Here is a 19564-nt window from a genome sequence, read left to right on the forward strand (position 1 = left end):
CACCTCTACAGGAACATCGGCCGATCGAAGTCGTCGTCGTCGCCGCCGAGGTCGAGGTCGACCAGCACGGGCACGTGGTCGCTCGGGGCGGTGCCCTTGCGCTCGTTGCGGTGGATCGACGCGCCCGTCACGGCGTGCGCGAACGCCTCGGAGCCGAGGATGAAGTCGATGCGCAGGCCCTCGTTGCGCGGGAACCGCAGCTGCTTGTAGTCCCAGTAGGTGAAGCCCTCGGGCACGAGCGGGCGCACGACGTCGGTGACGCCGGCGCCCTCGAGCGCGAAGAACGCCTCGCGCTCGGCCGGCGAGACGTGCGTCGTCACGCCCTCGATGACCGTCGGGTCGCCGTTGTCGTGGTCGAACGGCACGATGTTGAAGTCGCCCATGAGTGCGAAGGGCCGCGTCGGGTGCGCCGCGGTCTCGGTGCGCGTGTACTCGCGCAGCGCCGCGAGCCAGTCGAGCTTGTACGTGTAGTGCGGGTCGTCGAGCGAACGCCCGTTGGGAACGTAGAGGCTCCAGACGCGCACGCCGTCGATGGTCGCGCCGAGCGCCCGCGCCTCTTTCGGCAGGTCGGGGCCCTCGTGGCCCTTGAGGAACCCTGGCATGCCCGGGAACTCGACCTGCACGTCTTCGATGGGTGCGCGACTGGCGACGGCCACGCCGTTCCACTGGTTCAGGCCGTGGATCGCGAGCTCGTAGCCCGCGGCCTCGAACGCCTCGTGCGGGAACTGCTCGGGCTTGCACTTGATCTCCTGCATCGCCAGCACGTCGACGTCTTCGCGCACCATCCAGTCGACCGTGCGTTCGACGCGGGTGCGGATCGAGTTGACGTTCCAGGTGGCGATGCGCATGGGATCAAGCCTACGGTCGGCCGGCGACACAGACGGACGGCTCCGGATGCCGCGGCGGCCGCTCGCGGCATCCGGAACCGACCCCGCGGCCGTCCGGTCCGCCGCCGTCGTGCGACGGGCTCAGGCCGCGAGCCGGTCGTCGTTGTCGGCGGCCTTCCGCGCGAGCGGGAGCACCACCCAGGCGGCGAGCACGATGACTGCCCCGACGCCGAGCGCCCACCAGCCGGCGGGCCGCGAGACGGCGACGTCGAACACGAGCGAGGTGACGCCGACGAGCAGCAGGCCGACGACGACGAGGTGGGCGACGAGCAGACGGTTGCCGGTGAGCACGAGGCGCTCCTTCACCTTGCGCCGGAACAGCGCGCGATGCAGGGTCACGGGGGCCAGGCCGATCACCGTCGCGAGCCCGGCGAGCGCGACGAGCACGAGGTAGAGCCGCAGCTGGTAGTCGTCGAGCTCGTCGAAGCGCGGCTGGAACGCCACCGCGATGAGGAATCCGCCGATGAGCTGGGTGCCGGTCAGCGCGACGCGGAGCTCCTGCAGGATCTCGTTCCAGTTGCGGTCGCTGCGCTGGTTCGCGGTCTCGTCGCGGCCGTCGCCGGGCACGACGTCGAGGTGGTCTTCCATGCTCGATCGTAGGCCGATGGCGGGCGGGCACGGCAACCCCGGGAGGGGCTGCCTGCGGGGGCGGTCGCGGCTCGTCGCCCGGGCGAAGTCACCCCTGTTCCGGGGGGTTCGCCGCGTCGCCGCGCGGAGTAGTCTCGTGCCAACAGGCCGGGGGTGACCCCGACCAGCCCCAACCACCCGCTGCGCCGCAGCAGGGACCCGCCCGACCTGACCCGTTGGAACACCCGCAGCGACGCCTTACCCGACTGGTGTCATCATGCGTGCAACGATTGCAGGCACCCTGCTCGCGGCTGCCCTGGTCCTCGTCGGAGGACAGGCTGCGGTCGCCGAGGAGGTCGTGCCGAGTCCCGGCCCCGGATACGTTCCCGAGGTCCCCGTCGAGCCGAGCCTCGGCGGATCCACCGCGGTCGGCGTCTGCGACAACGACGCCCCGTACATCTTCTTCTCCGTGGAGTTGACCGACCCCGACGGCATCGCCACCTCGAACTCCGCGCGGCTCATCCTCAACGGAGCCGGAGGGCAGACGATGGAGATCCCGCTCGGCGAACTGCAGGGGGGTTCGCTCTCGGGGAGCGTGCTCTGGCCGGGTGCCTCCGTCGATGAGAACGGCAACGCCGACGGTTGGCCAGGCTGGGAGTTCGTGAACGGCGCCTGGTCCGAGACGACCGGCAACTTCGCGTGGACCAGGAGCGTGACGTCGGCGACGATCGCCGTCAACCCCGAGGTCGACGTGGCGCTGAGCTACCCGCCGGCGACGCCCGCATGCACCGATCCCGCGGGTTCGACGCCGGCCGGCACCATGGCCGAGAGCGTGAACGGCGAGTCGCTGCCGCACACCGGCGTGGCGGCGTGGACCCTGCCGCTCGGCCTGGCGGCCGTCGGCGCGGCGGTCGTCGGGCTGGTGCTCGTGCTCCTGCGGCGGCGTCGCACCGGAATCGAATGACCGGACCGCACACCGATGACGCCGCGCCGACGACCCGTACGCCGGGCCGTCGGGCACGCGCGGTGCTCATCGGGTGCGGAGTGCTCGTGGTGGCCGTGCTCGCGGCGGCCGCGTGGATCGGGGTGCGAGGGTGGCTCGCGAAGTCCGAACTGGAGGCGGCGGCCGAGGCTGGCGAGGAGGCCGCCTCGGCCATGCTCGCCCACGACGCCGATGCGGCAGAGGCCGCCGCTGACGGCTTCGGGGCCCACGCCGCTGAGGCCGCACGGCTGACCGGCGACCCGATCTGGGCCGTGGCCGAGGCGATCCCGTGGGTCGGCGACGACCTGGCGGCGGCGAGCACGATGGCCCGCGAGCTCGACCGCGTCGCCTCCGATGCGGTGCTCCCGCTCGTCGCGATCCTGGGCGACCTCGATCCGAACGCCCTCCGCGACTCGGAGGGCCGCATCGACGTCGCACGGATCGCCTCGGTGGCCCCGGTGATCCATGGCGCGTCGACGTCGATCGGGACCGCGCTCGACCGCGTCTCCGGTATCCCGTCCGAGGGCCTGTTCGCGCCGGTCGCGTCGGCCCGCGAGCAGTTCGTCGGCGCGCTCGACCGTGCGTCGGGCGTCGCGGGCGCCGTCGACGACGCGGTCTCGTTCGTGCCGGCGGCCCTGGGTTCCGAGGGTGCGCGGCAGTACCTGATCCTCTCGCTCAACAACGCCGAGCTCCGCACCGCGGGCGGCATCCCCGGGGCGATCGCGCTCGTCAGCGTCGAAGACGGCGTGCTCACGCTCGTGCGGCAGGCGGGCGCATACGACTTCTCGGAGTTCGCCAGCCCGCTCGCGCTCGACGACGGCACCCGGGCTGTGTTCGGCGACGAGGTCGGCCGGTACATCCAGAACATCACGATGACGCCCGACTTCGCCGAGACCGGCGAGCTCGCCGCCGGCATGTGGCAGCAGACCTTCGGCGATCGCATCGACGGGGTCGTCGCGCTCGATCCCATCGCGCTGTCGTACCTGCTCGCGGCGACCGGGCCCGTGACGGTGCCCGGTGCAGCGCCCATCGATGCCGACAACGCCGTCGAGCGCCTGCTCGTCGACCCGTACCGCGTGCCGACGTTCGACCAGTTCGCGAGGGACCGTTACTTCGGGGCCATCGCCGCCGCGACGCTGACCTCGATGCTCTCGCAGCCGGTCGACCTCGGCGCCCTGGTCTCGTCGGTGGGCCGCGCGGGCGACGAGCACCGGCTCTCGATCTGGAGCGCCCACCCCGACGAGCAGGCGGCGCTCGAGCGCTCGACGTTCGCCGGGCTGCTCGCCGCCCAGCAGGAGTCGGGTGACCAGACGTACGGCGTCTACCTCAACGACTCCACGGCGGCCAAGCTCGACCCCTATCTCGGCGTCTCGATCGACGTCGGCGCCGCTCCCGCCGACGACGGGGGCCGGGCCGAGGTCACCGTACGGGTGACCCTCGAGAACACGGTGACGCAGTCCGACCTCGCCCTCATGCCGAGCGACGCGAGCGGCGCGTATCGCGAGGGCTTCGGCCACGGGCGGATCGCGACGATCGTCACGGTCTCTCCGCCGGAGGGCACGTTCGACGGCGGCGTGGTCGTCGACGGCGAACGCGTCGCCTACGCGTCGCGCGACGGGTTCGCGGGGCCGGCGAACTCGCTCCCGGTCGACATCGAACCCGGCGCGACCATCGTGCTCGAGTTCCGGTTCACCAGCGCCGAGCCGGGGCAGGTCGATCCGCAGGTCGTGCACACGCCGCTCATCCGCCAGATCCCGATCGGTCGGCTCTGAGCGGCGCGTTTCCGGTAGGGCTACCTCGCGCGGTGCGATGATGGTGCGAAGTCCGGGCGAGCTGGGGAGAGCCGTGGGGTACAGCATCGAAGGCATCGAGGGGCTTCCCGAGATCGAGCAGGGCGCCGACCTGGCGGCGATCATCGTCGGGGCGGCAAGCCTCGAAGAGGGCGACATCCTGGTGATCACGTCGAAGGTCGTGTCGAAGGCCGAGGGGCGCGTGGTCGCCGCGGCCGATCGCGAGCAGGCCATCACCGACGAGACCGTGCGCGTCGTCGCCACACGCGAGTACGAGGGCGGAATCACGCGCATCGTCGAGAACCGCCAGGGCATCATCGGCGCAGCGGCGGGTGTCGACGCCTCCAACGCGCCCGACGGCACGGTGCTGCTGCTGCCGATCGACCCCGACGCGTCGGCGCGGGCGCTCGCCACCGGCATCCGCTCGCTCACGGCGCTCTCGATCGGCGTGATCCTCTCGGACACGCTCGGCCGCCCCTGGCGCGAGGGCCAGACCGACATCGCGATCGGCGCGGCGGGCGTGCACGTCTTCGACGACCTGCGCGGCGGGACGGATGCCGCGGGCAAGCCCCTCGCGGTGACCATGCCGTGCGTGGCCGACCAGATCGCCGGCGCTGCCGAGCTCGTCAAGGGCAAGTCGGCCGGCGTCCCGGTGGCCGTGGTGCGCGGACTCGGGCGGTACGTCGGCGAGCTCGACCTGCCGGGCGCCCGCAGCATCCAGCGTCCGCCCGACCGCGACCTGTTCCGGGTCGGCGCCGACGAGGCCTACGACAACGGCTACCGCGACGGGTTCGACGAGGCGCAGAACGAGGGCCCGCTGCGGCGCGGCCAGTAGCGGCATCCGGCCAGCGGCGCGCGGAGTCACGACCGAGTTCGTGGTTTTTGGATCCAGAAACGGGTGATCGGGCCGGTTATCCGCTACGTTCAGGATCCATGAGCGCGCAGAACGCAGCCCCCGGGGGCACCACGGCGGCAACGGCACCTCCCGTCGGCGACGGCGGTGCCGCCGCCCTCCAGCAACTGGCCGGGCAGCACGCGACCGGGTACCGCTCGGTGGGCGTGATGGTCTACGACATCCTGAAGGACGCGATCCTGAGCGGCGCGCTGCTGCCCGGCCAGAAGCTCCGCCAGGAGACGCTCGCCGAGCTCATCGGGGTGTCGCGCCTGCCGGTGCGCTCGGCGCTGATCCAGCTCGAGGCCGACGGGCTCGTCGAGTTCCACGACCGCCGTGGCGCCGTGGTGAAGTCGCTCTCGCCCGAGCAGGCGAAGGAGGTCTACGACATCCGCGTGCTGCTCGAGGTCGAGGCGCTGCGGCTCACGATGGCCGAGCTCACCGACGACCGCGTCGCGCGCCTGCGCGCCCTCGGCAAGTCCGCCGACCAGAAGCAGGAGGGCTCGGAGTTCGTCGACGCCCGCACCGAGTTCTACGCCGAGCTCTACGACGCCGCGCGCCGGCCCGTGCTCTGGGAGATGATCGAGCAGCTGCGGCTCAAGGTCGGTCGCTACGTGCTCGGATGGCGCCTCGTCGGCGACGCCGAGCACAGCCACACCCACGAGCAGCTCATCGAGGCCGTCGCGTCGGGCGACGCCGACCGTGCCGCGTCGGTGCTGCGCGATCACCTCGTCGGCGTGCGCGACGCGGTGCTCGACCTGCTCGAGGCGGAGTCGAAGGCGGCGGATCCCTCGGCGCCGGCGTTGCGGGTTCGCCCGACCCGCTGAGCGGCTCGCCGGTCGAGGACCGGAGGCGACTCGCGACCGGGTCGTGGCGCTTCGGGCGCTCGAGACGGAGGCGGCGCGCATCGACGCCGGGCGGAGCGGCCATCGCCCTGCCCACGGCATCCGTGCGACTCTTGCTTTTTGGATCCAGAATCCGAAATACTGATGATGTCGAGAAGTCGACGACCCGAACCGGCCCGCCGAATCTCCGAATGCGTGCCACGGCCCCGCGCGGGAGCGGGAGGATGGAGGGGTGTCAGTGCACATCGGATACGCCGCCATGCTCGAGCAGTTCCCGCCCGCGGAGGCGGTGGCGCTCGCCGCGTTCGCCGAGCAGCAGGGCTTCACGGGCGTCATGGCCTCCGACCACTTCCAGCCGTGGCTGCCGCAGCAGGGCGAGTCGTCGTTCGTCTGGAGCGTGCTCGCCGCGCTCGGCGAACGCACGACCGGCGACCTCGGCCCCGGCGTGACCACCCCGACGTACCGCTGGCACCCGGCCATGGTCGCCCAGGCCAGCGCGACGCTCGCCTCGATGTACCCGGGTCGGCACTGGCTCGGCATCGGCTCCGGCGAGGCGCTCAACGAGCACATCGTCGGCGAGTACTGGCCAGAGGCGCACGAACGCATCAACCGCATGTTCGAGGCGATCGAGGTCATCAAGAAGCTGTTCAGCGCCTCGATCGCCGGGCGCGAGGTGCGCCACTCCGGCCCGCACTTCAAGCTCGAGACCACGCGGCTGTGGACCATGCCGCCCGTGGCTCCCGAGATCTTCGTCGCGACCCAGGGCCCCGTCACCGCGAAGCGGGCCGGACGCCAGGTCGACGGCATCATCACGACGGGCGCAGACGACGAGCGACTGCGCGTGCTGCTCGCGAAGTTCGACGAGGGCGCGCGCGAGGGCGGCCGCGACCGCTCGCGGCTCACGCGCGTGCTCCAGCTGCACCTCTCCTGGGCGCCGACCGACGAAGTGGCGATGGCGAACGCCCTCCGCGAGTGGCCCATCGCGGGCATGCGCTTCGCTCGCGGCGACATCCGCTCGCCCTTCGAGTTCGAGCAGCTGGCCCGCTCGGTGCGACCCGAGGACTTCACCGGCCGCCTCACCGTGTCGAGCGACCCCGACGTGCACCGGGCCCACATCCAGCGATGCATCGACCTCGGGTTCGACCGCATCTACCTGCACAACGTCGGGCGCAACCAGCGCGACTGGCTCGAGGTCTTCGGGCGCGACGTGCTGCCGAGGCTCGTGCGATGAGCACCGCGTTCGCCGCCCCGGTCCGGCCCGACGCTCACCCCGTCTCGTCGGGTGCTCCGGCATCGGATGCCGCGACGATCGTCGTGCGCGCGCTCGCCGGCATCGGCGAGGTCCGCCCCGGCGACGACCTCGTCGACCTCATCGCCGGGGCCGCAGCCGACGCCGGGGGGCTGCACGACGGCGACATCGTCGTGGTCACCTCGAAGATCGTCTCGAAGGCCGAGGGCCGCATCGTGCACGCGGCCGACCGCGAGCAGGCGATCACCGACGAGACCGTGCGCGTCGTCGCCACGAGGGCGCACCCCGGCGGCATCACGCGCATCGTGGAGAACCGCCAGGGCATGGTCGCCGCCGCCGCGGGCGTCGACGCGTCGAACACGCCCGACGGCACCGTGCTGCTGCTGCCCGTCGACCCCGACGCCTCGGCGCGCGCGATCGCGGCCGGTCTTCGGGCCCGCACCGGTGCGCGGGTCGGCGTGCTGCTCTCCGACACGCTCGGCCGCCCGTGGCGCGAGGGGCAGACCGACGTCGCGATCGGCGCCGCGGGCGTGCACGTCGTCGACGACCTGCGCGGCGGCACCGACGCGGCCGGCCGAACCCTCACCGTGACCATGGCCTGCCTCGCCGACGAGCTCGCCGGCGCCGGCGACCTCGTCAAGGGCAAGGCGAGCGGATGCCCCGTGGCCGTCGTCTCCGGACTCGGCCGCGCCGTCGGCGAGCTCGACCTGCCGGGCGCCGCGTCGATCGTGCGGCCGTCGGACCGCGACCTGTTCCGGCTCGGCACCGACGAGGCCGTCGAGCTCGGGCGCCGCGACGGACACGACGCCGGCTTCGCCCGCGGGCGCGCAGTCGGTCACGCCGAGGGGTTCGCCTCGGGCTACGCCGAGGGCGTCGCGGCGGCGCGCGCCGAGGCGCTCGCGGCCAGGGCGCGCCTCGAGGTCGAGGGGGCATCATGCTGACCTACGACCTCGTCGTGCCCGTGAAGCTCCTCGCCGAGGCGAAGACCCGGCTCGCGCCGTCGCTCGACGCCGCCGCGCGCGCCGGCCTGGCCAGGGCGTTCGTGCTCGACACCCTCGACGCCGCCCTCGCCGCGGAACGCGTGGCACGCGTGATCGTCGTCGGCGACCTCAGCGGGCACCTCGACGAGATCCCGACCGAGCTCGTCGTCGTGGCGGAGCCCGAACCCCGGTCGCTCACCGCGGCGATCGGCCACGGCATCGCGGAGGCGCGGCGCCTCGCGGTCGACGAGCGCGACCCCACCGGGGTCGGAGGCCGTGCGGCGCGCAGCCATCGCGGCCTCGGCGTGCTGCTCGGCGACCTGCCCGCGCTCACCCCGCAGACCCTCGACGTCGCGCTCGGCGCCGCGTCGAGACATCCGCTCGCCTTCATGCCCGACGCGGAGGGCACCGGGACGACGCTCGCGACCGCTGCGGCCCACACCAGGTTCGAACCCGCCTTCGGCCCAGACTCGGCCGTGCTGCACCGCACCCTCGGGTTCCACGACCTCTCGCACGACCTGCCGGCCGGGCTCGTCGAACGCGTGCGCCGCGACGTCGACACCGTCGAGGCGCTCGACGCCGCAGAGCGGCTCGGACTCGGCCCCCACTCCTCGGCCGCACTCGCGGCGGCACGACGCCGCACCGACTCCACCAGAAAGGGAGCAGCATGACCCTCACCCTCGGATACAAGGCCAGCGCCGAGCAGTTCGACCCGCGCGAACTCGTCGAGATCGCCGTGGCCGCCGAAGCGCACGGCATGGAGTCGGTCTTCACGAGCGACCACTTCCAGCCGTGGCGGCACACGGGCGGCCATGCGCCCTTCTCGCTCGCGTGGATGGCCGCGGTCGGCGAGCGCACGTCGACGGTCAAGATCGGCACGAGCGTCATGACGCCGACGTTCCGCTACAACCCCGCCGTGCTCGCGCAGGCGTTCGCCTCGCTCGGCGTGCTCTACCCCGACCGCATCATCGCGGGCTTCGGCTCCGGCGAGGCGCTCAACGAGATCGCCACCGGCTTCCAGGGCGCGGGCGAGCAGGAGTGGCCCGAGTTCCGCGAGCGCTACGCGCGCCTGCGCGAGTCGGTGCGGCTCATGCGTGCGCTCTGGAGCGACGAAGACCAGGTCAGCTTCGACGGCGAGTACTACTCGACCCACGACGCCTCGATCTACGACCGGCCCGACGGCGGAGTGCCGATCTACATCGCCGCGGGCGGGCCCCAGGTCGCCAAGTACGCCGGGCGCGCGGGCGACGGCTTCATCTGCACGTCGGGCAAGGGCGCCGAGCTGTACGCCGACCAGCTGATGCCGGCCGTGAAGGAAGGGCTCGAGGCCCGCACCGACGGCCGCACGTTCGACGAGTACGACCGCATGATCGAGATCAAGCTGTCGTACGAGGAGGACCTCGACACCGCGCTCGACAACACCCGGTTCTGGTCGCCGCTCTCGCTCTCGAAGGAGCAGAAGCACGACATCACCGACCCCGTCGAGATGGAGCGTGCCGCAGACGCCCTGCCGATCGAGACGATCGCCAAGCGCTGGATCGTCGGCACCGACCCCGACGAGGTCGTCGAGCAGATCGGCCAGTACATGGACTGGGGCTTCAACCACCTCGTGTTCCACGCGCCCGGCCACGACCAGCGCCGGTTCCTCGAGCTGTTCGAGCGCGACCTCGCGCCGCGCCTGCGGGCGCGCGCGGCGTAGCCCCCAGCTCAGACCCAGGGCGCCCCGGTTCGACGACCGGGGCGCCCTGTCGCGCATGCTCGGCCGGCCGCGTGTCCGAAATGTCGGAGATCCGACGCGACTCGCCGTGCCGCGTCCACGAACCTCCGGCGCGTCGCGCGCGACATCCGACGACCGGTCTGCGCGCCGCAGGCGTAGCGTGGCAGGCGCGGGTCCGGACACCGGACAGCCGCAGACATCGACGTCGGAGGAGGGGCAATGGCCGTCATCGGATGGATCGGACTCGGGCACATGGGCGGGCCCATGTCGGCCCACCTGGTCGCAGCGGGAAACGAGGTGCGCGGCTTCGACCTCGACGAGGCGGCCGAACTGGTCGCGGCCGAGCGCGGCGTGCGGGTCTGCGAGAGCATCGCCGACACGGTCGCGGGCGCCGACGCCGTGTTCACGTCGCTGCCCCGCAACGAGCACGTGCGCGAGGTCTACGCGGCGGCGGGCGGCGTGTGGGCCACCGCACCGCAGACCGCACTCCTGCTCGACACCTCGACGGTCGACATCGAGACCTCGCGGTGGTGCCACGCCGAGTCCGAGGCGCACGGGTTCGCGTTCGTCGACGCGCCGATCTCGGGCGGCATCGCGGGCGCGATCCGCGGGTCGCTGACGTTCATGCTCGGCGGGCATCCGGATGCCGTGGCGACTGCCTGGCCGTTCGTCGCCCCGATGGCGGCCCACGTGTTCGATCTCGGCGGCCCGACCCTCGGCATCGCGGCCAAGCTCGCGAACAACCTCATGCTCTTCGTGTCGCTCCTCGGCGTCGCCGAGGGAGCCGCGCTCGCCGCCTCGCTCGGGCTCGACCCCGCGCGCTTCCACGAGGTCGCCTCGGCGTCGTCGGGCGATTCGTGGCCGCTGCGCACCTGGTACCCCGCTCCGGACGTCGTCGACACGAGCCCCGCGAACCGCAACTTCGACGCCACGTTCTCGGCCGCGCTCGCCGAGAAGGACCTCTCGTTCGCGGTGGCGGCTGCCGAGGCATCCGACCTGCACGTGCCGGCGGCCGAGCTCGCGCTCGAGCAGTTCTGCAGGCTCGCGTCGGAAGGGTACGCGGGCAAGGATGCGAGCCTCATCGCCAAGTACCCGTCGGCCGACGGCACGGTGCCCGGGTTCGACCCCGAGGCGTGACCCCGTTGATGGACGGCTCGTGAGCCCGGCCGTCGGCCGCTGCCCATGGGTCGTGGCGGGATCGGTCAGCGCGGCGTGCGCGCGGGCCGGACGACCAGACCGGTGCCACCGCCACGGCGGACCGGCTCGGCCGCGGCGGTCATGAGCCCGCTCGGGTCGACCTCGATCGCCGCGGCCGCGCCGATCTGCGCGGCAGACGTGAACTGGTCGCCCGACGGCACGAGCATCTGCCCGTACGGGGCCAGCGCCGTCTGGTGCGCCGTGATGAACTCGGGTTCGGCGGAGGTGGTCGCGCCGTTCCGCTGCGAAGCGCGCGGCGCCGCCACCGCCTCCGGCAGGGTCATGCCGAGGTCGATGCGGTTGAGGAGGATCTGCAGCACCGTCGTGATGATCGTCGCTCCGCCGGGCGAGCCGACGACGAACCGCACGTCTCCGTCCTCGAGCACGATCGTGGGCGACATCGACGAGCGCGGACGCTTGCCCGGCTCGATGCGATTCGGGTCTGAGGGGTTGTAGACGGTACTGAAGTCCGTCAGTTCGTTGTTCAGCAGGAATCCGCGCCCGGGCACGGTCATCGCCGAGCCTCCGGTCTGCTCGATCGTGAGCGTGTAGGCGACCGCGTCGCCCCACTTGTCGACCACCGAGAGGTGCGTCGTCGAGACGTTCTCCGTATCGGCGGGCTCGTCGATGACGACGGCTTCGCACCCGGCCGCGTCGAGGGCTCCGGCGGGCACCGGACGGACCGAGGCGAAGTCCGGGTCGATCGTGCAGCCGCGGGCGTCGGCGAACTCCTGACTGAGCAGCGTCTCGGTGGGGACGTCGACGAATGCCGGGTCGCCGAGGTACGCACCGCGGTCTGCGAAGGCGCGGGCGGATGCCTCGAGGTACAGGTGCAGGCTCTGCCCGACCTCGGCCGATGCGAGGTCGTGGTTCTCGAGGATGTTGAGGGCCTCGCCGACGGTCGTGCCTCCCGACGAGGAGGGCGCCATGCCGTAGACGTCGAGCCCCCGGTACTCGACGTGGGTCGGCTCCTGTTCCACGACCCTGTAGGCGGCGAGGTCGGCCGCGGTCAGCGTGCCGGCGGGTGCCGGCAACGTCGAGGCAGGGTCCTTGCGCGGATGCCGCACGGTGTCGGCGATCTCGTCGGCGAGCCGACCCGAGTAGAAGGCGTCGGGGCCTCGGAGCGCGATGAGCGCGAGCGTCTTGGCGAGGTCGGGGTTGCGGAACGTCGATCCGACCTTCGGCGCGTCGCCGCCGGGGAGGAAGAGTTTCGCCGTGTCGGGGAAGGCGGCGAACCTCGCCTGGTTGTCGAGCGTCTGGTTGCGGAACGTCTCGTCGACCGTGAATCCCTTCGCCGCGAGCAGGATCGACGGGGTGAGCAGCGTCCCGAGCCGCTTCGTGCCGAATCGGTCGAGTGCGGCATCCCAGGTCGCGAGCGTTCCGGGCACGCCGACCGAGACGCCCGACGACACGAGTTCGGGCGTGAACCGGTACGGCTGGCCGGTCACGGGGTCGATGAAGGCGTCGGTCGGCATACCGGCCGGTGCCGTCTCGCGTCCGTCGATGGTGCTCACCGTGCCGGTCGACGCATCGAAGTGGACGAAGTACCCACCTCCGCCGATGCCCGCGCTGTACGGCTCGGTGACGCCGAGCGCGGCCGCCGTGGCGACGGCGGCGTCGGCGGCGTTGCCGCCGAGTCTGAGGACCTCGATGCCGACGCGGCTCGCCGTTGCGTCGACCGACGAGACGGCTCCGCCGTATCCCGTGGACGTCGCGGTCGGCGTGGGCGACGGGCGCCACGTCGTGGGGAGCGACGCCGAGTGCGACGCGGAGGCCGGCGAGCCGGCCGGTTGCACGACCGCCGAGGCGGGTGCCGACGTGGCGACGAGTGCGGCCGCGAGGCCGGCTGCGGCGGCGACGGCCGCGCCCCGGCGTGCAGCGCGGTGACGAACGACGATGTTGTCCATGAGTCCCCCGAACTGGGTACAACGATGCGATGGGGCTCACGCTAGACCGCGACGACGCGTGCGGCAATGCCGGGCGGCGGGGTCACCGGATCTCGGGATGCTCCTGCAGGTACGTGTCGGGGTCGGGGCACGCCGTGCGGATGGCTGTCTCGAGCTCGAACGTCATGTCGCGGAATCGGGGGTCGTCGAAGTACGACGGGAACCAGACGTAGCCGGGGTACGTCTCGACCCACACGTCGCGGCCAGGCGGCGGCGGCACGTCGATGCCGTTCGCCTCGTAGCACGGCGCGAAGAACTCGACCATGTAGTCGTAGATCCAGCCGAGCTCGGCGTCGTTCGCCGGGCTGTCCGTGATCTTGGTGGGGTGGACCTGACTGCAGGTGAACGCCTCGACCGCTTCGGCCTCGGTGCTGGCCGACCAGCCGATCGACGGCGGCGCATCGGGATCGAGCCCGTGCCCCACGTCGATCGGGACGCCCGCCGCCTCGAGGCAGGCGCGCAACGGCGCCTGTCGCTGCTCCACGGTGAGGTATCCGGCGAACGGGTCGGCCGGGCGCACCGCGTCGGGATACGTCGCGAGCACGGCCTGCCACTGTGCGTCGGCGTACTCGAGGCGTTTCGCCTCGGACTCGGCTTCGGTGAGCGGCGGATCGGGCTCCGGGTACGGGGCGAGATCCGGCATGTCGATCGTGACGATCGAGGCGGCGACCTCCGCCGGGGTCGTCGGCGTCGGCGGAGGTGTCGACGCCGCCGGTTCAGCGGCGGTCGACGACGTCGCACACGAGGTCAGGAGGCTGACGGATGCCGCGGCGAGGGCGAGGCATCCGGTGACGCCCAGTCGGCGTCGAAGGGGTCGGGTCACAGGCCGATCGTGGCAGAGCCCGCGACTGTGGGCAAGGCTCGGCGCCCGGGGTCGAAGGCGTGGTGCCCGGGGTCAGCCGCGGTGCGATCGAGCGTCGGCGACGGCCGGGTCGCCGACGCCCTCGGGCGTGGCGGGCGAGGCGACCGCGATGAGCGGCCTGCCCGTGAGCGGGTGCACGAGCACCTCGGCCCGCACGCCGTAGACGTCGTGCACGAGGTCGGCGGTGAGCACGTCGGCCGGGGCTCCGGCGGCGACGACCCGACCGGCGGCGAGCACGATCACGTGGTCGGCGTAGGCGGCCGCGTGCGACAGGTCGTGCAGCGCGGCGACGATGGTGAGCCCGTCGTGCGCGAGACCGGCGAGCAGGTCGAGCGCGACGAACTGCGATCCGAGGTCGAGGTGGTTCGTGGGCTCGTCGGCGAGCAGCAGGGTCGGCTCCTGCGCGATCGCGCGGGCCAGTGTCACCCGCTGGCGCTCGCCGCCCGAGAGGGAGTCGAGGGTTCGGCGGGCGAACTCCGCGGCGCCGACCGCCGAGAGGGCGCCCTCGACGATCGCGCGGTCGTGCGCGCCGGCCACACCGAACGCGCCGAGGTGCGGGGTGCGCCCGAGGGCGACGGATGCCTCGACGGTCAGCCTGCCCTCGACCTCGGCCTGCTGCTCGGCGAGCGCGACGACGCGCGCCCGCTCGCGCCGCCTCATGCCGTCGAGGGGTCGGCCGTCGAGCCGGAGCTCGCCGGCGTCGGCGCGTTCGACGGCGGCGATGAGGTGCAGCAGCGTCGACTTGCCCGCGCCGTTCGGGCCGACGAGCGCCGTGAACGCACCGCCGGGCAGCGTCGCGTCGACTCCGTCGATGATCGTGCGTCCGGCGCGGTCGAAGCGCACGCGCGACAGGTCGAGGCTCATGTCGTGCTCCTCCGGCGAAGCAGCAGCCAGGCGAACACCGGGCCGCCGACCAGTGCGGTGATGATGCCGACGGGCAGCTCGCGCGGGTCGAACAGGGTGCGGGCCGCGGTGTCGGCCCAGACCAGGAAGATCGCGCCCGCGAGCGCCGAGAGCGGCAGCAGGGCCCGGTGGCCCGGCCCGGTCACGAGGCGCACGGCGTGGGGGAGCACGAGGCCGACGAAGCCGATCGAGCCCGAGACCGCGACGAGTGCGCCGGTGAGGAGCGCCGTTCCGCCGAGCAGCAGCACGCGCGAGCGCGCGACGTGCACGCCGAGCGCCGCGGCCCCCGACTCGCCGAGGGCGAAGGCGTCGAGCGTGCGCGCGCTCGCGATGAGCGGCACGCCGACGACCACGAGCGCGATGCCGCTGATCGCGACCGAGCCCCAGTCGGTGCCGGCGAGCGACCCGAGCAGCCAGTTCAGGATCTCGCGGTAGCTGTCGCCCGTCGCGCTCCAGAAGATGACGAGGCTCGTGATCGCGCCGAACACGCTCGAGACCGCGATGCCCGCGAGCACGGTCGTCGTGGGGTCGAGTCGTGCGCCGCGACCGGATCTCGCACCGGCCGCCATCGCGAGGCTGAGCGTCGCGACCAGCGCCGCGAGCGCGCCCGCGAACGCCGCGAACGGCAGCAGCAGCCCGACGCCGAGCACGATGACGACGACGGCGCCGACCGACGCGCCGGACGAGAGGCCGAGCAGGTACGGGTCGGCGAGGGTGTTGCGCGTGACGGCCTGCATGACCGCGCCGCACAGCGCGAGGCCGGCGCCGACCACCGCGGCGGTGAGCACGCGCGGCATCCGGAGCTCCCAGACGATGCCGTCGCGGATCGTCGACAGCGTCGGCTCGCCGAACCCGAGGTGCGCGGCGATGCTCGCGAACACGTCGGTCGGTGCGATGGGCGCCGGCCCGACGGTGACCGCGACGATGACGGATGCCGCGAGCACCGCCGCGAGCAGCAGGCCCCACACGAGCGCCCGCCCGCCGAGAACAGGAACCCGCACGCCGGAGGTCCCGGTGCCGCCTGCCTCGGGCACGGGTCCGGCGCGTCGTCCTGTTCTCGGCGCGGAGGTCACAGCCCGAGCGCTCCGAGCTGCTCGACCGTCGAGGCGACGGCGCCGACGTTGCGCACGCCGGCCTCGGTCGACGGGAAGTCGAGCACGACGTAGCGCTGCCCCTTCACCGCGGGAAGCTCCGCGGTCGCGGGGTTGGCCTCGAGCTGGGCGATCTTCTGGTCGGCGGTGTTCCACGCGGCGTCGACGAGCACGATGACGTCGGGGTTCGCGTCGACGATGGCCTCCCAGCTCATCGAGGTCCACGTGTCGTGCACGTCCTTCGCGATGTTGTCGAGGCCTGCGGTGCCCATGATCATCTGCGGTGCGCCGATGCCGGCCCCGACGTAGGGCGTCTCATCGCCCGAGCTGTACCAGAGCGCCGTGAGCCCGTCGTCGTTGGGCTCGATCGCGTCGAGCTCGGCCTGCTGCTCCGCCACGAGGTCGGCTGCGGCATCCGGAACCCCGAAGAGGTCCCCGGCCTCGCCGAACTCACGGAACACCTCGTCGAAGGTGAGCGGGTCGGGCATGTAGCCCTCGGCCTTGCACGCGGCGGGGGCGACGTAGGTGGCCACGCCGAGCTTCGCGAGGTCGCTGCGCTCGCCGGCACCCTCGGCCGAGAGGTTCGACTCCCAGCCCGCGAACACGAGGTCGGGCTCGAGCGCGAGCGTCGCCTCCTGCGAGGGCACCTTGTCAGAGACGACCTCGATGCCGGATGCCGCGTCGGCGAGTTCGTCGGGCACGGGGCCGTCGCTGAAGGCCGAGCCGATCACGCGGTCGGCCAGGCCCAGCGCGAGCATGAGCTCGAGCGTCGAGGACTTGATCGTGAGCACGCGCTCGGGGGCGGCGTCGAGCGTGACCTCGGTGCCGCAGTTGTCGATCGTGATCGGGTAGGCGGATGCCGCGGCCTCCGCCGAGGGGTCGGCGCCGCCGGTCGAGGCGGCGGTGGGAGTCGCGCAGCCGGCGAGCAGGAGCACGGCGGCGGGGATCGTGAGGGCCGCTGCGAGGCGCGCAGGGCGCACGGCGCCCGGACGTGCGGCGCCGGAGCGTGCGGCGCCGGAGCGCGCGGCGGTGAAGGGGTGACGGCGCGAAATGGGCATGGTTCCTCCGGGACGGTTCGGTGCGGACTTCGACAGCTGTCGAGGACTCACGGCCCAATCCCGGGCCATCACAACCGATCAAGACGGATCGGCGGTCGTTCTCATCCTAGGGCGACGATCGATTCGGAATCAATACTGGATTCTGGATCCAGAATACGCAAAGATGACTCTGCACCGCTGCTTCGCCGATCCGAGAGGACCCGCACCACATGATCACCACGAACGTCGAGTTCATCAGTGAAGGCGACCGCCTCGCCGCGATCTGGCGAACACCCGAGACCCCCGGCCCCTACCGCGCGATCGTGCAGGGACCCGGCTGGCTCGGCCTCAAGGACGCCAAGCTCTACGTGCGCTACCACGAGGCCCTCGTCGCCGCCGGGTTCGCGGTGCTCATCTTCGACTACCGCGGCTTCGGCGACTCCGAGGGCGATCGCGGCATCCTCTCGCCCGCCCGCCAGCTGCAGGACCTCGTGAACGCGGTCACCTACCTGACCACGCGCGACGACGTCGTCGCCGACGCGATCGGCGTCTTCGGCACCGGCGGCACCGGCGGCGGCAACGCCGTGCTCCTCGCCGACGTCGACCCGCGCGTCAAGGCCGCCGTCAGCCAGGTGCCTGTCGCCGACGGCACCGACTGGCTGCACCGCATGCGCCAGGAGCACGAGTGGCTCGCGTTTCTCGCGAGCCTCGACGAGGACCGCCGCCTGCGCGTCACCACGGGCGCCGGCCGCCTCGTGCACCCGCGCGAGGAGATCATGGTGCCGACGCCCGAGCGCCGCGCCACCACGATCAAGGCCGACGTCGACGACCGCATCCCGAGCGCGATCCCGCTCTCGTGCGCCGAGGAGATCCTCGCGTACAAGCCCATCGCGGCCGCCGAACGGCTGACCACCCCGCTGCTCGTGATCGGCGTCGAGGGCGACGCGACGACGCCGACCGACCACGCCGAGGCGCTCTACGCCGCGGCCAGGGGCCCGAAGCAGCTCATCATGCAGCGGCACACCACCCACTACGCGGCCTACGACCGCTACTGGGAGCAGACCACCCCGCTGATCGTCGACTGGCTCGACCGCTACGTGCGCCCGAGCGACGTCGAGGTCCGCACCACCCGCTCGCCCGGATCGGGCGAGCTCACCGAACGCCAGGAGGCACCCGTGCAGGCAGCACTCGAGGAGGCCGTGCGATGAGCATCGACCTGAGGATCACCGGTGGCACCGTCGTCACCCCGAGCGGCCCGGTCGCGGGCGACCTGCTCGTGCACGCGGGCAAGGTCGCGGGCGTCGTCGCGCGAGACGTCGCGGTCGACGCGGCGCGCACCATCGACGCATCCGGCCGGCTCGTGCTGCCCGGCATGGTCGACGTGCACGTGCACACCCGCGAACCCGGCTACGAGCACAAGGACGACATCCTCACCACGTCGCGACAGGCCGCGGCCGGCGGCGTCACCACCATGTTCGGCATGCCGAACCTCAAGCCGCCGACCGTCGACGTCGAGACCCTCACCGACGTGTTCGAGCGATACACCTCGAGCTCGATCGTCGACTGGAACCACAACCCCGCCCCCACGAAGTTCGACGAGATCGTGCCCATGGCCGACATGGGCGTCAACGCATTCAAGATCTACATGGTCGTCGACACGGGCCGCGACTACCCGCACCCGTCGGGCACCGGAATCCACGACCACGGCCACCTGCTCGAGATCATGGACCGCATCGCACCCACCGGCAAGCGGTTCATCGTGCACCCGCACGACCAGAAGCTCATGGACTACATCGAGGGCGCCGTGCTCGCCAGCGGCGACAACACCCCCGAGGGCTACGCGTCCGCGTACGCGGCCCGCGAGGGCGTCATCTGGGACACGGCGATCGACGTCGTGCTGCGTCTCGCCGAGGCATCCGGATGCCCCGTGCACATCGCGCACATCCAGACGCGTCGCTCGATCGAGGCGGTGCGCCGGGCCAAGGCCAACGGCATCGACGTGACCTGCGAGGTCAACCACTGGGCGCCGTTCCTCTCCACCTGGGAGGACGTGCAGACGCTCGGCCCGTACGCGCTGTCGTACTGGGTGCCCGACGAGAACCGCCTCGCGATCTGGGAGGGCATGCGCGACGGCACCATCGACATCGCGAGCTCCGACCACGCGCCGCACACGCGCGAGGAGAAGGAGATCGGCTGGACGCAGATGTGGAGCGCCCACACGGGCACCCCCGGCATCCAGTACTACTACGAGCTCATGCTCGACGCCGTGAACCAGGGCAGGCTCGAGCTCGATCGCGTGGTCGAGATGGTCGCTGGCGTGCCCGCCGAGAAGTTCGGCCTCGCGGGCGTCAAGGGCTCGCTCGAGGTCGGCGCCGACGCCGACATCGTGATCGCCGACATGGCCCACGAGTGGACCATCACCGACGACGACGTGCTGTCGAAGATCGGGTGGACCCCCTACAACGGCCGCACCATCAGTGCTCGCATCGAGCGCACGCTCGTTCGCGGGCACGACGTCTACGCCGACGGCACCGTCGTCGGCGAGCCCGGTTTCGGGAAGCTCGCGGCCGCTCCGGCCGCACGGACGGCCGAACTGGCCGCATCAGAAGGGAAGTGACC

The 19564-nt window shown here is 72.3% G+C and carries 18 protein-coding genes; 11 read left to right on the forward strand and 7 right to left on the reverse strand.

Going from position 1 to position 19564, the window contains the following annotated elements:
* Positions 1 to 5: 5 nt before the first annotated feature.
* Both ACFVS8_RS17230 and ACFVS8_RS17235 read right to left on the reverse strand, forming a co-directional pair.
* On the reverse strand, positions 6 to 848 hold the full coding sequence (locus ACFVS8_RS17230; protein WP_387065028.1) for an exodeoxyribonuclease III: 843 nt from the start codon (positions 846 to 848) through the stop codon (positions 6 to 8).
* A gap of 120 nt (positions 849 to 968) precedes the next feature.
* Complete coding sequence (locus tag ACFVS8_RS17235; protein ID WP_387065031.1) at positions 969 to 1475, reverse strand: DUF6328 family protein; 507 nt, start codon at positions 1473 to 1475, stop codon at positions 969 to 971.
* 256 nt (positions 1476 to 1731) lie between these two features.
* On the opposite strand from ACFVS8_RS17235, the gene ACFVS8_RS17240 reads away from it, so the two are divergent.
* The 9 genes from ACFVS8_RS17240 (at position 1732) to ACFVS8_RS17280 (ending at position 11046) form a co-directional block, all read left to right on the forward strand.
* Positions 1732 to 2418, forward strand: a complete 687-nt coding sequence (locus ACFVS8_RS17240) for an LPXTG cell wall anchor domain-containing protein (RefSeq protein ID WP_387065034.1) — start codon at positions 1732 to 1734, stop codon at positions 2416 to 2418.
* Complete coding sequence (locus ACFVS8_RS17245; RefSeq protein ID WP_387065037.1) at positions 2415 to 4208, forward strand: DUF4012 domain-containing protein; 1794 nt, start codon at positions 2415 to 2417, stop codon at positions 4206 to 4208. The genes ACFVS8_RS17240 and ACFVS8_RS17245 overlap by 4 nt, the downstream gene beginning before the upstream one ends.
* 73 nt (positions 4209 to 4281) lie before the next feature.
* Positions 4282 to 5061 carry a coenzyme F420-0:L-glutamate ligase gene (gene cofE, locus ACFVS8_RS17250; RefSeq protein WP_387065040.1) on the forward strand — a complete coding sequence of 260 codons (780 nt, stop codon included), beginning with the start codon at positions 4282 to 4284 and terminating at the stop codon, positions 5059 to 5061.
* 98 nt (positions 5062 to 5159) lie between these two features.
* Positions 5160 to 5945, forward strand: a complete 786-nt coding sequence (locus ACFVS8_RS17255; RefSeq protein ID WP_387065043.1) for a GntR family transcriptional regulator — start codon at positions 5160 to 5162, stop codon at positions 5943 to 5945.
* Between the two features lie 250 nt (positions 5946 to 6195).
* Positions 6196 to 7194 carry a TIGR03557 family F420-dependent LLM class oxidoreductase gene (locus tag ACFVS8_RS17260; RefSeq protein WP_387065045.1) on the forward strand — a complete coding sequence of 333 codons (999 nt, stop codon included), beginning with the start codon at positions 6196 to 6198 and terminating at the stop codon, positions 7192 to 7194.
* Positions 7191 to 8153 carry a coenzyme F420-0:L-glutamate ligase gene (locus ACFVS8_RS17265; protein WP_387065048.1) on the forward strand — a complete coding sequence of 321 codons (963 nt, stop codon included), beginning with the start codon at positions 7191 to 7193 and terminating at the stop codon, positions 8151 to 8153. Before ACFVS8_RS17260 ends, ACFVS8_RS17265 begins: the two co-directional genes overlap by 4 nt.
* Complete coding sequence (locus ACFVS8_RS17270) at positions 8147 to 8863, forward strand: 2-phospho-L-lactate guanylyltransferase (protein ID WP_387065050.1); 717 nt, start codon at positions 8147 to 8149, stop codon at positions 8861 to 8863. The genes ACFVS8_RS17265 and ACFVS8_RS17270 overlap by 7 nt, the downstream gene beginning before the upstream one ends.
* Complete coding sequence (gene fgd, locus ACFVS8_RS17275; RefSeq protein WP_387065053.1) at positions 8860 to 9891, forward strand: glucose-6-phosphate dehydrogenase (coenzyme-F420); 1032 nt, start codon at positions 8860 to 8862, stop codon at positions 9889 to 9891. The genes ACFVS8_RS17270 and fgd overlap by 4 nt, the downstream gene beginning before the upstream one ends.
* A 237-nt stretch (positions 9892 to 10128) precedes the next feature.
* A complete protein-coding gene (locus ACFVS8_RS17280) occupies positions 10129 to 11046 on the forward strand; it encodes an NAD(P)-dependent oxidoreductase (protein ID WP_387065056.1) in 918 nt (305 codons plus the stop codon).
* Between the two features lie 65 nt (positions 11047 to 11111).
* On the opposite strand, the gene ggt is transcribed toward ACFVS8_RS17280, so the two are convergent.
* The 5 genes from ggt to ACFVS8_RS17305 form a co-directional block, all read right to left on the reverse strand.
* Complete coding sequence (gene ggt / locus ACFVS8_RS17285; protein ID WP_387065060.1) at positions 11112 to 13013, reverse strand: gamma-glutamyltransferase; 1902 nt, start codon at positions 13011 to 13013, stop codon at positions 11112 to 11114.
* 82 nt (positions 13014 to 13095) lie between these two features.
* A complete protein-coding gene (locus ACFVS8_RS17290; protein WP_387065063.1) occupies positions 13096 to 13875 on the reverse strand; it encodes a hypothetical protein in 780 nt (259 codons plus the stop codon).
* 72 nt (positions 13876 to 13947) lie between these two features.
* Positions 13948 to 14778 carry an ABC transporter ATP-binding protein gene (locus ACFVS8_RS17295; protein WP_387065066.1) on the reverse strand — a complete coding sequence of 277 codons (831 nt, stop codon included), beginning with the start codon at positions 14776 to 14778 and terminating at the stop codon, positions 13948 to 13950.
* On the reverse strand, positions 14775 to 15818 hold the full coding sequence (locus ACFVS8_RS17300; RefSeq protein ID WP_387065069.1) for a putative F420-0 ABC transporter permease subunit: 1044 nt from the start codon (positions 15816 to 15818) through the stop codon (positions 14775 to 14777). The genes ACFVS8_RS17295 and ACFVS8_RS17300 overlap by 4 nt, the downstream gene beginning before the upstream one ends.
* 68 nt (positions 15819 to 15886) lie before the next feature.
* The gene (locus ACFVS8_RS17305; RefSeq protein WP_387065072.1) at positions 15887 to 16966 is read right to left on the reverse strand and encodes a putative F420-0 ABC transporter substrate-binding protein; all 1080 of its coding nucleotides are present in this window, start codon (positions 16964 to 16966) and stop codon (positions 15887 to 15889) included.
* Between the two features lie 209 nt (positions 16967 to 17175).
* On the opposite strand from ACFVS8_RS17305, the gene ACFVS8_RS17310 reads away from it, so the two are divergent.
* Positions 17176 to 18153 carry an alpha/beta hydrolase gene (locus ACFVS8_RS17310; protein WP_387065074.1) on the forward strand — a complete coding sequence of 326 codons (978 nt, stop codon included), beginning with the start codon at positions 17176 to 17178 and terminating at the stop codon, positions 18151 to 18153.
* A complete protein-coding gene (locus ACFVS8_RS17315) occupies positions 18150 to 19562 on the forward strand; it encodes a dihydroorotase family protein (RefSeq protein WP_387065077.1) in 1413 nt (470 codons plus the stop codon). Before ACFVS8_RS17310 ends, ACFVS8_RS17315 begins: the two co-directional genes overlap by 4 nt.
* Positions 19563 to 19564 lie beyond the last annotated feature (2 nt).

This window comes from Agromyces sp. NPDC058110 (assembly GCF_042884735.1).
Lineage (GTDB): Bacteria > Actinomycetota > Actinomycetes > Actinomycetales > Microbacteriaceae > Agromyces.

Coding starts and splice junctions, on each gene's coding strand:
- ACFVS8_RS17230 (WP_387065028.1), bottom strand. CDS start 848: ATGCGCATCGCCACCTGGAACGTCAACTCGATCCGCACCCGCGTCGAA.
- ACFVS8_RS17235 (WP_387065031.1), bottom strand. CDS start 1,475: ATGGAAGACCACCTCGACGTCGTGCCCGGCGACGGCCGCGACGAGACC.
- ACFVS8_RS17240 (WP_387065034.1), top strand. CDS start 1,732: ATGCGTGCAACGATTGCAGGCACCCTGCTCGCGGCTGCCCTGGTCCTC.
- ACFVS8_RS17245 (WP_387065037.1), top strand. CDS start 2,415: ATGACCGGACCGCACACCGATGACGCCGCGCCGACGACCCGTACGCCG.
- ACFVS8_RS17255 (WP_387065043.1), top strand. CDS start 5,160: ATGAGCGCGCAGAACGCAGCCCCCGGGGGCACCACGGCGGCAACGGCA.
- ACFVS8_RS17265 (WP_387065048.1), top strand. CDS start 7,191: ATGAGCACCGCGTTCGCCGCCCCGGTCCGGCCCGACGCTCACCCCGTC.
- ACFVS8_RS17270 (WP_387065050.1), top strand. CDS start 8,147: ATGCTGACCTACGACCTCGTCGTGCCCGTGAAGCTCCTCGCCGAGGCG.
- fgd (WP_387065053.1), top strand. CDS start 8,860: ATGACCCTCACCCTCGGATACAAGGCCAGCGCCGAGCAGTTCGACCCG.
- ACFVS8_RS17280 (WP_387065056.1), top strand. CDS start 10,129: ATGGCCGTCATCGGATGGATCGGACTCGGGCACATGGGCGGGCCCATG.
- ggt (WP_387065060.1), bottom strand. CDS start 13,013: ATGGACAACATCGTCGTTCGTCACCGCGCTGCACGCCGGGGCGCGGCC.
- ACFVS8_RS17295 (WP_387065066.1), bottom strand. CDS start 14,778: ATGAGCCTCGACCTGTCGCGCGTGCGCTTCGACCGCGCCGGACGCACG.
- ACFVS8_RS17305 (WP_387065072.1), bottom strand. CDS start 16,966: ATGCCCATTTCGCGCCGTCACCCCTTCACCGCCGCGCGCTCCGGCGCC.
- ACFVS8_RS17310 (WP_387065074.1), top strand. CDS start 17,176: ATGATCACCACGAACGTCGAGTTCATCAGTGAAGGCGACCGCCTCGCC.
- ACFVS8_RS17315 (WP_387065077.1), top strand. CDS start 18,150: ATGAGCATCGACCTGAGGATCACCGGTGGCACCGTCGTCACCCCGAGC.